13 protein-coding genes are annotated in these 12,954 nt (G+C 62.6%); 4 read left to right on the top strand and 9 right to left on the bottom strand.

From position 1 onward, the window contains the following. Nucleotides 1-37: 37 nt before the first annotated feature. Nucleotides 38-892, bottom strand: a complete 855-nt coding sequence (locus FJW08_RS04150; protein ID WP_181182838.1) for an MBL fold metallo-hydrolase — start codon at nucleotides 890-892, stop codon at nucleotides 38-40. Between the two features lie 11 nt (nucleotides 893-903). Beyond that, the gene (gene hmgA / locus FJW08_RS04145) at nucleotides 904-2,217 is read right to left on the bottom strand and encodes a homogentisate 1,2-dioxygenase (protein ID WP_140809042.1); all 1,314 of its coding nucleotides are present in this window, start codon (nucleotides 2,215-2,217) and stop codon (nucleotides 904-906) included. A gap of 97 nt (nucleotides 2,218-2,314) precedes the next feature. Here hmgA and FJW08_RS04140 point away from each other — a divergent pair, with 97 nt between their 5' ends. After that, nucleotides 2,315-2,752: a MarR family transcriptional regulator gene (locus FJW08_RS04140; protein ID WP_181182830.1), complete on the top strand. Its 438-nt coding sequence runs from the start codon at nucleotides 2,315-2,317 to the stop codon at nucleotides 2,750-2,752. Nucleotides 2,753-3,108: 356 nt separating this feature from the next. Here the strand turns inward: FJW08_RS04140 and tdh are convergent, their stop codons facing one another. The 3 genes from tdh to FJW08_RS04125 are packed head-to-tail and all read right to left on the bottom strand — an operon-like array spanning nucleotide 3,109 to nucleotide 5,571. Further along, nucleotides 3,109-4,143 carry an L-threonine 3-dehydrogenase gene (gene tdh / locus FJW08_RS04135; RefSeq protein ID WP_140809038.1) on the bottom strand — a complete coding sequence of 345 codons (1,035 nt, stop codon included), beginning with the start codon at nucleotides 4,141-4,143 and terminating at the stop codon, nucleotides 3,109-3,111. 52 nt (nucleotides 4,144-4,195) lie between these two features. Then, complete coding sequence (locus FJW08_RS04130; protein ID WP_140809036.1) at nucleotides 4,196-5,383, bottom strand: glycine C-acetyltransferase; 1,188 nt, start codon at nucleotides 5,381-5,383, stop codon at nucleotides 4,196-4,198. 2 nt (nucleotides 5,384-5,385) lie between these two features. Beyond that, nucleotides 5,386-5,571 (bottom strand): hypothetical protein, encoded by a 186-nt coding sequence (locus FJW08_RS04125; protein ID WP_140809033.1) that lies wholly within the window; start codon nucleotides 5,569-5,571, stop codon nucleotides 5,386-5,388. Nucleotides 5,572-5,686: 115 nt separating this feature from the next. On the opposite strand from FJW08_RS04125, the gene FJW08_RS04120 reads away from it, so the two are divergent. Then, a complete protein-coding gene (locus FJW08_RS04120; protein ID WP_140809031.1) occupies nucleotides 5,687-7,759 on the top strand; it encodes an EAL domain-containing protein in 2,073 nt (690 codons plus the stop codon). Nucleotides 7,760-7,783: 24 nt separating this feature from the next. On the opposite strand, the gene FJW08_RS04115 is transcribed toward FJW08_RS04120, so the two are convergent. Continuing rightward, nucleotides 7,784-8,212: a MarR family winged helix-turn-helix transcriptional regulator gene (locus FJW08_RS04115; RefSeq protein ID WP_140809029.1), complete on the bottom strand. Its 429-nt coding sequence runs from the start codon at nucleotides 8,210-8,212 to the stop codon at nucleotides 7,784-7,786. A 145-nt stretch (nucleotides 8,213-8,357) separates the two neighbouring features. Here FJW08_RS04115 and FJW08_RS04110 point away from each other — a divergent pair, with 145 nt between their 5' ends. Further along, nucleotides 8,358-8,765, top strand: coding sequence for a hypothetical protein (locus tag FJW08_RS04110; RefSeq protein WP_140809027.1), 408 nt, complete (start codon nucleotides 8,358-8,360; stop codon nucleotides 8,763-8,765). A 100-nt stretch (nucleotides 8,766-8,865) separates the two neighbouring features. Here FJW08_RS04110 and FJW08_RS04105 read toward each other — a convergent pair whose 3' ends face one another. Further along, nucleotides 8,866-10,911 carry an NADH:flavin oxidoreductase gene (locus FJW08_RS04105; protein ID WP_140809025.1) on the bottom strand — a complete coding sequence of 682 codons (2,046 nt, stop codon included), beginning with the start codon at nucleotides 10,909-10,911 and terminating at the stop codon, nucleotides 8,866-8,868. 57 nt (nucleotides 10,912-10,968) lie between these two features. On the opposite strand from FJW08_RS04105, the gene queF reads away from it, so the two are divergent. Next, on the top strand, nucleotides 10,969-11,430 hold the full coding sequence (gene queF / locus FJW08_RS04100; protein WP_063171865.1) for a preQ(1) synthase: 462 nt from the start codon (nucleotides 10,969-10,971) through the stop codon (nucleotides 11,428-11,430). Nucleotides 11,431-11,437: 7 nt separating this feature from the next. Here queF and FJW08_RS04095 read toward each other — a convergent pair whose 3' ends face one another. Both FJW08_RS04095 and FJW08_RS04090 read right to left on the bottom strand, forming a co-directional pair. Beyond that, nucleotides 11,438-12,313, bottom strand: coding sequence for an alpha/beta hydrolase (locus FJW08_RS04095; RefSeq protein WP_140809023.1), 876 nt, complete (start codon nucleotides 12,311-12,313; stop codon nucleotides 11,438-11,440). A gap of 28 nt (nucleotides 12,314-12,341) precedes the next feature. Further along, nucleotides 12,342-12,950 (bottom strand): hypothetical protein, encoded by a 609-nt coding sequence (locus FJW08_RS04090; protein ID WP_140809021.1) that lies wholly within the window; start codon nucleotides 12,948-12,950, stop codon nucleotides 12,342-12,344. Nucleotides 12,951-12,954: the final 4 nt, after the last annotated feature.

Here is a 12,954-nt window from a genome sequence, read left to right as displayed (position 1 = left end):
ATGATCTTTTCCGAAAACCGGTTCCCACTTTTCGGGCTCATGCTAGCTCCACAACAAGGCCGTCACGGGCAATCGTCAAGTCGCCGGCCCATGTTTTCCTGACGGCGGCGATCCAGTCCGCCTCGCCGATCCCGGCATCATCGGCTGGAATGAGGTGATTGAGCACCAGCCTCTTCACGCCGGCATCGCTGGCGATGCGCCCGGCCTCCTCGGCAAAGCTGTGGCTGGCGAGCAGATGTTCCCTGAGCCGCGCGCCATTGCCGGTCCTGGCAACCAGCCGCTCGATGCCTTCCTCCAGCATGGCTTCATGGACGAGGATATCGGCATCTTCGGCGAAATCGGCGAGCGGTGGGAAAAAGGCAGTGTCGGCCGAGAACACCAGGCTTTTTGCGCCATGCTCGAAGCGCAGGGCAAAGCAATCGGTCACCGGGGGGTGGTCGACGCGGAGCGCCGTCACCTTCAGGCCGCGCTGCTTGACCACATGGCCTTCGCCGAATTCGTCGATCGAAATCAACTCGCGAATATCGGGCCGGCCCTCATCGACGATGCGGATCTCGATGTCGAATTCCATCGCCTGACAAAAGCGCCGCCAGTAGTGGCCGACCCCAGGCGGGCCGAACACGGTGACCGGCGTCGCCAGGCCAGCTGTCCAGGCGGTGTGGATCAACGGTCCAAGCTCCAGCACATGGTCGGAATGGAGGTGCGTGATGAAGATCAGATCGAGCGCCTTCAGCCTGACGCCGGCATCGACCAGACCGCGCGTCACGCCAAGCCCGCAGTCGACGACTATCGCTCGCCCGCCGATCTCGAGCAGCGACGAACTCGGCCACGGTCCGCCCGGCCGCAGCGCCGGACCGCCTTTCGAGCCCAGCAGCACCAGCCGATCCGGCATTGGCTTGCCGCTCAAGACCAGTCGCCCTCGGGCGTGCCATTGAAGCGTTTCTTCAGGCCGGCCCAGCAATCGATGTAATTGTCCTGCCGGGTCTCGAGTTCGGCGCCGTAACGGGTCAGCATCTGCGGAAAGCGGGTCTCGAACATGAAGGCCATGGTGTTGTCGAGCTTGACCGGTTTCAGGTCCGCGCGCGAGGCCTTTTCGAAGCCAGGCGCATCCGGCCCATGGGCCAGCATCAAATTGTGCAGGCTGATGCCGCCGGGCACGAAGCCTTCTTCCTTGGCGTCGTACTGGCCATGGATCAGCCCCATGAACTCGCTCATGATGTTGCGGTGGTACCAAGGCGGCCGAAACGTATCTTGGGCCACCAGCCAGCGCGGCGGGAAGATGACGAAGTCGATATTGGCCGTGCCCTCCTCGCCGCTCGGCGCTGTCAGCACGGTGAAGATCGACGGATCCGGATGGTCGAACAGCAGCGCGCCGACCGGCGAAAAGGTCGCCAGATCATATTTGTAAGGCGCGTAGTTGCCGTGCCACGCCACCACGTCGAGCGGCGAATGCTCGATCTCGGTGACATGGAAATTGCCGCACCATTTCACGATCAGCCGGCAGGGCGTTTCCTTCTCCTCGAACCAGGCGCAGGGCGTCTTGAAGTCGCGCGGATTGGCCAGGCAATTGGCGCCTATCGGGCCGCGGTCAGGTAGCGTCAGCTTGGCGCCATAATTCTCGCAGACATAGCCGCGCACTTCCTTGTCGACCAGTTCGACCTTGAAGACGAGGCCGCGCGGTAGAACGGCGATTTCACCGGGCCGAAGCTCGATGACGCCCATCTCGGTGACCAAGCGCAAAGCGCCGACCTGCGGTACAACAAGCAATTCGCCGTCGGCGTTGAAGAAATGGTCATCGACCATCGATGTGTTGGCGACATAGACATTGGCCGCCATGCCGGTCTGCCCGAGCACGTCGCCGGCTGTGGTAATAGAGCGCATGCCCTGGATGAAATCGGTCGGTTCCTTCGGCATCGGCACCGGATTCCAGCGGTACTGGCCAAGCGCTAGTTCGTGATCGCCGACATTGGGCGCGGACTTCCACGGGGGGTAGCTCGCGGCCTTGAACCGGCCCGTGTGCTTGACGCTTGGCCGGATGCGATAGAGCCAAGAGCGCTCATTGGTGCCGCGCGGCGCGGTGAAAGGCGAACCGGAAAGCTGTTCGGCATAGAGGCCGTAGGCCGGCCGCTGTGGCGAGTTGCGCCCCTGCGGCAGCGAGCCAGGCAATGTCTCGGTCTCAAAATCGTTGCCGAAGCCCGGCATGTAGGAAAAGGTCATCGCTTCCTCCCGCAATAGAGCCAATTGACCAAACTGGTTTCATTTGTAACCATCGAAAATGTAACTATCAATCTTCCGTTTTTGCCGGATGCGGACAATGGACATTCTCGAACTCGAAAGCTTCCTGCCCTACCGGCTCTACCGTCTCGCCGATGCCGTCAGCCGCGAATTCTCGAAGGTCTATAAGGACCGCCATGGCCTGACCCGGCCCGAATGGCGCACGCTATCGGGATTGGGACAGCGCGGCACGATGACCGCCACGGAACTCGGCGAACAGTCGGCCATGCACAAGACCAAGGTTTCGCGGGCGGTGGCCGAGTTGGAACGGCGGCGCTGGCTGGTGCGAATACCTGACGAGAATGACCGCCGCGTCGAGCACTTGGCCCTGACCAAGGCAGGGCTTGCGGCCTATCGCGAGATGGTGCCGCTGGCGAAGGCGTTTGAGCGGGAATTGCTGGCGAGATTGAGTGTGGAGGAACGTGCAGCGATTGTGAGTGGGGTGGCGGCGCTGGAGATGGCTCTAAGCCAAGGCTAAAGTTCCGAACCGTCTGGGAACAGAACTATAGATGTGTTGCCGTGGCCGATGTGCAGCCGACCGCTCGAATGATTAAATCTCAGGTGGCTTAAGAACGGCGCGTGCAGCCGGCGTGGCAGTGCTGCAGTCCTCACCATCATGTCTATTTCCACGATGGTCTTGTGAAGTATCTTCTCAACTTCGGACGTTCGGCGGCTTCGCTCCGAAAACAGCGACCGCTGCAGCAGATCAGGTCTGCGCCTAGCTACCTCGGCAAATATCTGCCTCAACTCGCCATGCGGCCGCCCATCCAACCTCTCCAAGGCTATTACAAGCGACTCAAGCAGGCGATGTCGATTGTCCACGCTGGCAAGGCCTCACCAGTCCATCACCACCTTGCCCGAACTGCCGCTCCTCATCGCATTGAAGCCCGCCTGGAAATCGTCGATGCCGATACGATGCGTGATCAGGCCCGTCACATCGAGCGGGCCCTGCACCAGGGCGATCATCTTGTACCAGGTCTCGAACATTTCGCGGCCATAGATGCCCTTCAAGTGCAGCATCTTGAAGATGACCTTGTTCCAGTCGATCTCGAAGCCGGTCGGCGCTATGCCGAGGATCGCGATCTTGCCGCCATTGTTCATGGTGTCGATCATGTCGCGGAAGGCGGGTGCGGCGCCCGACATTTCCAGCCCGACGTCAAACCCCTCGGTCATGCCGAGCGCCGGCATGACGTCGCGCAGCTTTTCCTTCGAGGCGTCGACGACATGCTGGACGCCGAGCTTTTTCGCCAGCGCCAGCCGCACCGGATTGATGTCGGTGATGACCACCTTGCGCGCGCCGACGCACTGCGCCACCAGCGCACCCATGATGCCGATCGGTCCGGCGCCGGTGACCAGCACGTCTTCACCAACCAGATCGAAGGACAACGCCGTGTGGACGGCATTGCCCAAGGGGTCAAAGATGGCGGCAATCTCGTCCGGAACGTCATCGGGTATCGGCACGACATTGTGCTGCGGGATCGCCAGATATTCGCCGAAAGCGCCTGGCCGGTTGACGCCGACGCCGAGCGTGTTGCGGCAGAGATGCCCTCGCCCAGCGCGGCAGTTGCGGCAGTGACCGCAGACGATGTGCCCCTCGCCAGACACGCGCTGGCCGACCTTGTATTCGGTGACCGCGGCACCAAAGTCGGCGACCGTGCCGACGAATTCATGGCCGGTGACCATCGGCACCGGCACGGTCTTCTGCGCCCACTGGTCCCAATTGTAGATATGCACGTCGGTGCCGCAGATCGCAGTCTTCTTGACCTTGATCAGCACGTCGTTGGGGCCGATCTCCGGCACCGGCACCTCTTCCATCCAGATGCCCGGCTCGGCCTTGGCCTTCACCAGCGCCTTCATCATGTTCGACATTCTTTTGTCCCTTGAATCTCTTGATCCGGAATCGCTTTTCGACGCCGGCGGTTCAGGAAATCACGCCCAATTCCTTGCCGACCGCGCCAAAGGCCTCCACCGCACGGTCGATATCGGCGCTGGAATGCGCCGCCGACATCTGGGTGCGGATGCGCGCCTGGCCTTTCGGCACGACCGGGAATGAAAAGCCGATGACATAGATGCCGCGCTTCAACATGCGCGCGGCCATCTCCTGCGCCAGCGTCGCATCACCGAGCATCACGGGTATGATCGGATGGTCGGCCCCGGCCAGCGTGAAACCAAGCTTGCCCATCTGGGATCGGAACCTCGCCGCATTGGCATATAGGCGCTCGCGCAAGGCACCACCATTGCGGATCAGCTCGAACACCTTGATCGAGGCGCCGGCGATCGCCGGCATCAGCGTGTTGGAAAAGAGATACGGCCTCGAGCGCTGGCGCAGCCAGTCGACGACCTGACTTTTGCCAGAGGTGTAACCGCCGGAAGCGCCGCCGAGCGCCTTGCCGAGCGTGCCGGTGATGATGTCGACCCTGCCCTCGACGCCGCAATGCTCGGCCGAACCGCGGCCGTTTGCGCCGACGAAACCGACCGCATGGCTGTCGTCGACCATGACCATGGCATCGTATTTCTCGGCCAGATCACAGACACCCCTGAGATTGGCGATGATGCCGTCCATCGAAAACACGCCATCGGTGGCGATCAGCCGGAAGCGGCAATCCTTCGCTTCCTTCAATCGCGCCTCGAGATCGGCCATGTCGTTGTTGGCGTAGCGGAAGCGTTTGGCCTTCGACAGCCTGACACCATCGATGATCGAGGCGTGGTTCAGCGCATCCGAGATGACTGCGTCTTCCTCACCGAGCAGCGTCTCGAACAGGCCGCCATTGGCGTCGAAGCAGGAGCCGTAGAGGATTGTGTCTTCCAGGCCGAGGAAGGATGAAATCGTCGCCTCGAGCTGCTTGTGCTCTTCCTGCGTGCCGCAGATGAAGCGCACCGAGGCCATGCCGTAGCCGTAGCGATCGAGCGCCTGCGTGGCCGCCGCGCGCAAGTCCGCGCTATCGGCGAGGCCGAGATAGTTGTTGGCGCAGAAATTCAATACCTTCTCGCCGCCGACCTCGATTTCGGCCGACTGCATCGAGGAAATCACCCGCTCGGACTTGTAGAGGCCGGCGGATTTCAGTCCTGCAAGCTCGCTGTCGATATGGGAGAGAAATGCTGCGGTCATGGTCAGGCCTCGTTTGACGTGGGCAGACTGTCGTCCGGCCCGCGCAAAAAATCCATCGCAAAAGCGACCGGATCGGGTGGCCGGGCAGCATCAACCGAGACGCCATGGACATTGCCCAGGTCACCCGGGAACGCATGGACTGACGAATGCTCAAATGCGGGCTTGCCGCGAAAGAACCCGATAACCATTTCGCGACCTTTCCGCGCCTCCCCCTTGCCGGCCGGCCATCGACTTCCGGTCCCGTTAACGTTTGCAGTTCAATGGTGCTACAGAAATCCGTTGGCGAGAGGACCGCCCCCGAACATGTCTCAGCAGCCGGTGCAAACCGTTTCAGGCAAACTTATACTGCTGATCAAGGCTGGCTACTGGCTGGCGCTGCTGATCATTGCCGCCATGGTGGCGGCCTCCTTCGTGCTGCTGCAGCAGACGATGGCCACCCAGCAGCACAACAACAAGCTGCTCGACATCGTCGGTACGCAGAAGACCTTGTCGCAGCGCATCGTTTTCCTTGCCAGCGCAACGGGCGCCGCCTCGCGCAACAAGCAGCCGGCGCTAGTCAGCGCGCTGAAGCAGGCCACGGCTGAGTTCGAGACAAGTTATGATCAGCTGCTCAAGCAGACAGGCGCGGATCCGCAATCGCCTGCCAAGCTCGATCCGAAGTCGATCGAGAGCGTGCTTTTCGCCAAGCCCTTCCATCTCGACTATTTCTCGGTTGGCCTGATCGCCAATGGTGACCGGCTGGTCTCGGCCTTTGAATCGCAACTCAACCAGCTCGACAATGGCGGCTACAAGGGCGGCGCGGAACGAGTCAACCTCGATGCCTCGGTGGCCAATGCCGCGCTGTCGGGCTATGCAGCGCTCGGCCAGCGGATCAGCGCCGATGCCGACGAGCGCTCCGAAAAGCTTCTCACCCTCCACCGCACGCTGTTCTACGCCACCCTCGGCGTCATCCTGCTGGTGGCGCTGTTCATTTTCAGGCCGATGTCCAACGCGATCCTGCGCAAGACCCGTGAACTGGTCGACGCTCGCAATTCGATGGCGTTCATCGCAGTGCATGACGGTCTGACCGGCCTGCACAACCGCACCTTCCTGACCGACCATTTCGAGACGCTGATCAAGGGCGCGCATCGCCGGCGCGAGCGCCTGGCCGTTGTCCAGCTCGACCTCGACCGCTTCAAGCAGATCAACGATACGCTGGGCCACGCCGCCGGCGACTATGTCCTGGTCGTGACCGCACAGCGCATGCGCGATTCCTGTCGGGCGTCGGATCTATGCGCGCGGCTCGGTGGCGACGAATTCGTGATGATCCTCAACGGCGCCGGCAGCACCGAGGACATCAACATGCTGGCGCGGCGCATCCTGGTGCACATCAACGAGCCCATCGTGTTCCAGGGCACCACCATTCTTCCGGGCGCCAGCGGCGGCATCGCGGTCTATCCGATCGATGCCGACAATGCGCAAGACCTGCTGGTCCATGCCGATCTGGCGCTTTACTCCGCCAAGAAAATGGGGGGCGGCAACTTCTCGTTCTTCTCGGAGGAACTGCGCCGCGAACTCGACTACCGCAAGCAGCTCGAACACGACATCAAGGTCGCCATTTCCGAAAAGGCGTTCCAGGCCTATTTCCAGCCGCAGGTCTCCCTGACCCATGGCACCATCAGCGGTATCGAAGCGCTGGTGCGATGGAACCACCCCGAGCGCGGCATGATCTCTCCGGGCGAGTTCATTCCGGTCGCCGAGAAATGCGGCTTCATGCCTGAGATCGGCCGCATCGTGATCAGCAAGGCGATCAACGAGGCTGCGGAATGGAACCGTGCCGGGATTGCCTTCGGACGGCTTGCCGTCAATGTCTCGGGCACGGAGCTGCGCGAGCATGATTTCGATGCGTTTCTGTTCGAGACGCTGGAGAAGGCCGGACTGCCGCCGCAGAAGCTGTCATTGGAAATCGTCGAATCGGTCATTCTCGACGACGAGAAGACAGGCATCGCAGCCAAGCTGCGGCACATAAGGGCGTCCGGCGTCCATCTGGAACTCGATGATTTCGGCACCGGCTATGCTTCGCTCAGCCACGTCAATCCCAACGAGATCGACCGACTCAAGATCGACCGTCGCTTCGTCCAGAACATCCACGAGAATGGCGACAATTCCAAGATCGTGCGCGCCATCACCGAACTTGCCCGGGGGCTGGGCATCTCCATCGTCGCCGAGGGCGCCGAAACCGAGGCGGAACTCGACTCGCTCATGGCGATCGGCTGCGATCAGGTGCAAGGCTATTCCATCGCCTTCCCGATGCCGCATGACAAGGCGCTGGAATGGCTGACCGCCCGCATGCCGAAGAAAGCCAGGCTGACAGTATTGCAGGGAAGTCTGGCGTAGGTAGGCCGGCCTGGCTCGGCACTCCTAGCTCTCCACATTGTTCCGTAACGCCGCCAGTACCTGGGCGAATTCCGCCAGACGCTCGTCGGACAGTCCGGTGCGAAGCCGCTTGTCGAAGACAAGTGCCGCTTGCCGCAACGTCTCGAACAGCGCTTCTCCCGCCTCCGTCAATTCGACAAGATGAACCCGGCGGTTGACGGGATCGCGCCGCCGCGTCAGCAGGCCCTGCGCCTCCATCGCATTGAGATGATGGGTCAGCGTCGCGCCCTGGATGCCGATCATGCCGGCGAGTGCGCGTTGATTGGCAAGCTCGCTCGACTTGACCGACAGCAGCGTGAGCCAGACCGGCAAGGTGCCGCCTGCTTCAACCAAAGCAGCGTCGAAGGCCTGGGCGACAAGCTTGGCGGTGCGGCCGAGATTCATGCCGACCGGCGGGCGTTCAAACGGTGTCATGATCTGACAGTAGAGCAAGCAGTGGCAACGTGAAACTCGGCTTCATGATTGACATCTAACCGTTAGATATCTAACTTTGTCTTATTGATGGCATCGCGACATGGTTGCGGCGCGCAGGCGGCGGGCGAATGAGAGGAATGCGATCATGCAATATGTCTATATCGTCGTCATCGGCCTGCACGTCATGGCCGGCGTCTTCTGGGCTGGCACGACCATCGCGGTTGCCCGCGATCCGGACATCCGAGCAGAGCGGTTCTTCCGGCCTCAAATGGGCGCGGCCGTTTTGGCTTTCCTGACCGGTTTGCTGCTCTGGTATTTCTTCCATGAGGGTGCTTTCGGCCCGATGGAGAAGGTACTGGCGCTCGGCATTTTGACGGCGCTGATCGCCGCCGGCGTCCAGGGCGCGCTTGTGGGCTCCGCCAGCAGGCAGCTTGCCGACGCCGATGCCGCGACCCCAACGGAGCTGCGCGCGAAAATGACCCGGGGCGAACGCATCGCCGGCGGGCTGCTGGTCATCACCGTGCTTTGCATGGCGACCGCCAAGATGTTTTAGAATCGCACGGCCGGTGAAAGCCGATCATGCGCGGCGCGCAACGGGCCGGAGCGGCAGGTGGCTCTCCTTGCAAAGGCCGTTGCGCGCCACCTGATCGTGATCAAATCCTGATCCCGAACCTGATCCCATCATAGATGGCGGCGTGGATGTTGCGGGAGGCGACCGCATCGCCGATGCGGAACAACACGAAGCCGCCTTCGGGGTTGCGTGGTGGAAAAATGTCGCCTCCATTGACCAGACGTTCGTAGTCGACCGCGCCACCGTTCTTCGACAGCGGCTTCAGCGACAGATAGAGGTCGTCGAGGGGCGCGGTGCCGTGCTCGACCACCACCTGGTCGACGCGCCGCTCCCCGCGCCAGCCATCGGCGAAGTCCGAAGCGAGTTCCGCGATCAGTTGATTGCCCTCGCGCCGCACCGAGCGCAGGCGCGTGTTGATGGTGACGGTGACGCCTTTTTCGTGGAAAGCCCTGACATAGGGTACGTGGTTCATGCCGCCCATTTCGGGGGCGAAGAACCGCTCCGGCGACACCAGTTCCAGCTTCGAGCCGCTGTTGGCGATCAGTTCGGCCGCGCCCATGCCTTGATGGCCGCCATTGTCGTCATAGAGCAGCACGTTTTCGGCCGGCTTGACGCTGCCGGCCATGATGTCCCAGCTCGAGGTGACGAGATTGTCGCCGGAGGCCAGCGGCGGGTTCTGCGGCAGGCCGCCGGTGGCGATCACCACGACATCGGGCGCCAGCGCCAGGACGTCGTCCTGCTCGGCCCAGGTATCGTAGCGGATCTCGACGCCGAGCCGGTCGAGTTCGGCCAGACGCCAGTCGATGATGCCGATCAACTCCTTGCGGCGTGGGTTCTGGGTCGCCAGACGGACCTGGCCGCCGGCTTGTGATGAGGCTTCCAGGATCGTCACCTGATGGCCGCGCTCGGCCGCGACGCGCGCCGCCTCCAGTCCGCCGGCGCCGGCGCCGACGACGACGACTTTCCGTCTAGGCCCTTCCGTCTTGACGATGATATGCGGAATATCGGCCTCGCGGCCGGTCGCCGCATTGTGGACGCACAGTGCCTCGCCGCCCTCGTAGATGCGGTCGAGACAATAGGTTGCGCCGACGCAGGGGCGGATTTCGTGCTCGCGGCCCTCCATCACCTTCTTGATGATGTGCGGATCGGCGATGTGGGCGCGCGTCATGCCGACCATGTCGAGCTTGCCGGTGGCGATCGCATGGCGTGCGGTGGCGACGTCGGAAATGCGCGCCGCGTGGAAGGTCGGGAATTTCGTCGCCGCCCTCACCTCGCCCACGAAATCGAGATGCGGCGAGGACCGCATGCCGGTCACCGGGATGACCTTGGTCAGTGCCGCGTCGGTCTCGATCGAGCCACGGATGATGTTGAGGAAGTCGACCTTGCCGGAGTTTGCGAGCCGCCTGGCGATCTCAATGCCCTCCTCCTTCGACAGGCCTTTTTCGAAATCCTCGTCGGCGACCATGCGGATGCCGACGACGAATTTCTCACCGACCGCCGCCCTCACCGCATCGAGCACCATATTGGTGAAGCGCAACCGATTGTCGAGCGAACCGCCATACTCGTCGTCGCGATAATTGGTGGCAGGCGACCAGAAGCCATCCATCAGATGACCGTAGGATTCGAACTCGATGCCATCTAGGCCAGCTGCCTGGCAGCGCTGCGCGGCCGATGCATAGTCGGCGACGATGCGCTCGATATCCCACTCCTCTATGGTCTTGGGGAAAGCACGATGCGCCGGCTCGCGCACCGGCGAGGCTGACAGCACCGGCAGCCAGTCGGCCTTGTTCCAGCCGGTGCGGCGGCCAAGATGGGTGATCTGGATCATCACCTTGCAGTCATGCTCGTGGCAGGCGTCAGTGAGTTTGGCCAGCCATGGAACGATGCGGTCGTCATAGACATGCAGATTGCCGAAGGCGGCCGGGCTGTCGCGCGAAACGATGGCCGAGCCCGCGGTCATGGTCAGCGCCATGCCGCCCTTGGCCTTTTCGGCATGATAGAGCCGATAGCGCTGCTTCGGCATGCCGTCCTCCGAATAGGCCGGCTCGTGGCTGGTCGACATCACCCGGTTCTTCAGCGTCAAATGCTTGAGCTGGTAGGGTTGGAGAAGCGGGTCGTTGCTGATCATCGTCTTCCTGCCGTTTTAATTTGTGTTAATGAGCGGCAAATCCAAGGAAAACCGCTTATGATCGATACCAAAACCCTCACCCAGCTCGGCACCCACGTCGAGACGCCACAGAGCCCCGAAGCTGCGGTCCTGGAAACCGTGCCGTTTTCGCGCGGCGACGGACCGCCGGCGATCGTGCGCTTTACCTGCCCGGAATTCACCTCGCTCTGTCCGGTGACCGGACAGCCGGATTTCGCCCATATCGTCATCGACTACGCCCCCGATGCCGCCCTGGTGGAATCGAAGTCGCTCAAGTTGTTCATGACCTCGTTTCGCAACCATGGCGCTTTCCATGAAGACTGCACCGTGATGATCGGACGGCGCATCGTGGCCGCGACCAAGCCGCTTTGGTTGCGCATAGGCGGCTATTGGTATCCGCGCGGCGGCATTCCGATTGACGTGTTCTGGCAGACCGGCGCTCCGCCCGAAGGCGCCTGGCTGCCGGACACCGGCGTTGCGCCCTATCGCGGACGTGGGTGAGCTGATGTCAGCCATTGCCAGCACCAGTCCGGCAGAGTTTTGTGGCAAGGAACGGAAGAACCGCATCGCGATAGCGGGGCTGGTCATAGCGCAGCAGGTCGACATGGCCTGCCCCTTCGAACCAGACCAGTTGCGAGCCGGCAGCAGCATTCTGCATCGCCAGCACCTGACCACGATCGATGAAGGGATCGGTGCTACCTGCAAGTAGTGTCAGCGGCCTGCCGATCTTGCCAAGGCGGTCAACCGGCCTGACGTCATCGGCGCTCAACCCGAGACGAAGCGGCATCTGCGCCAGTAGGACATCGGCCTGGAAACCGCGCCAGAAGTGGAAGGGCATTCGCCAAGCCGTCGTTTCGCGCAAGGTCGCGTAGAGCTGTTCCAGCACATAGGCATCGGCAGAAGCTTGCGGAGTGGCAAAGACGAAAGCGGCGGCACCAAGCGATGAGCCGGCGGCGCCGAGCTTCTGGCCGGGAAACCTTTGCCTGGCGAAGGCCATGATGCGGATGGCATCCTGGCCTTCGTTGTAGCCAAAACCTTGAACGGCGCCGCCGCTCTCGCCGTGCCCCGACAGATCGAACAGGACGACGGAATACCCGGCGTCGAGCAGCAATTTTGCCCTTTGAACCAAGGCGAGCCTGTTGGCGCCGCGGCCGTGCAGCAGAACGATCGCGCCGCAACTGCCCTTTCGATCGACCACCCAGCCGACCAGCTTGGGCGCGCCAGCCTGGTCGAGCACGACACGTTCGACGGGGAAGTCGCCGGGCGCCGCCAGAGCTTGCCGGGTTTCGCGGGCGATCAGCATCGAGCCTATGCGCCAATCGACGACGCAGGCGGCAGTGCCGAGTCCGACCAGCGCTATTGCCAGCAAAACGCGAAGCTTCATCGCCGACCACCCGGAAGCGCACGACGGCTCATTCGCACTGATACTGGCTGAGCGCCCATTCGCCGGTCACCGACAAAAGATCCGATATCTTCCATTCACCGCCGACCTTCTTGAACTTCCATTCGAGGCGATGCGGGTTGCCGGCGACGACGAAGGCGACGATGACCTTGGCCTGATCGCCGTTGATCGCCTCGAGCGTCTTCAGGCTCTTGTCGATCTCGGCCTTGTCGTAGTCCGCATTGTCGAGCGCCATGTTGGGGTCCAGGCACTCGCCCTGCCCGGATTTGCGCAAGGCGTCGCTCTTGTCGAGCACGGTTTTGGCCGGGTCGATGAAATGGCCGCGCTGGGCCGGATCGACCTCCAGGCCGACCTGATCGTAAAACGGCCGCACGACCGCTGTCGGCGATCCCGGCTGGATGGGGGCGGCAGGCCCGCTGGGCGGCGACGCGACGGGTGGCGTCGCCGGCTCCGCGGCTCCGCCAGGCGCGGTCGCCGGCGGCGTCCCGCTGTCATCGGGCGCGGTCCCGGCCGGAGCATTTGCCGGCGGGGCGCCCAACAGGCCCTGAGCGGCTGCGCCGTTCAAGCCAGCCGCCAGCAGGCACATGGCCGACAATAGCAGGAACGCGCGGCCGGCCATTGCT

The organism is Mesorhizobium sp. B3-2-1, from assembly GCF_006439515.1.
Lineage (GTDB): Bacteria > Pseudomonadota > Alphaproteobacteria > Rhizobiales > Rhizobiaceae > Mesorhizobium.
The sequence above is the reverse complement of the archived record's forward strand: the minus strand, read 5'-3'. Positions and strand labels throughout refer to the sequence as shown.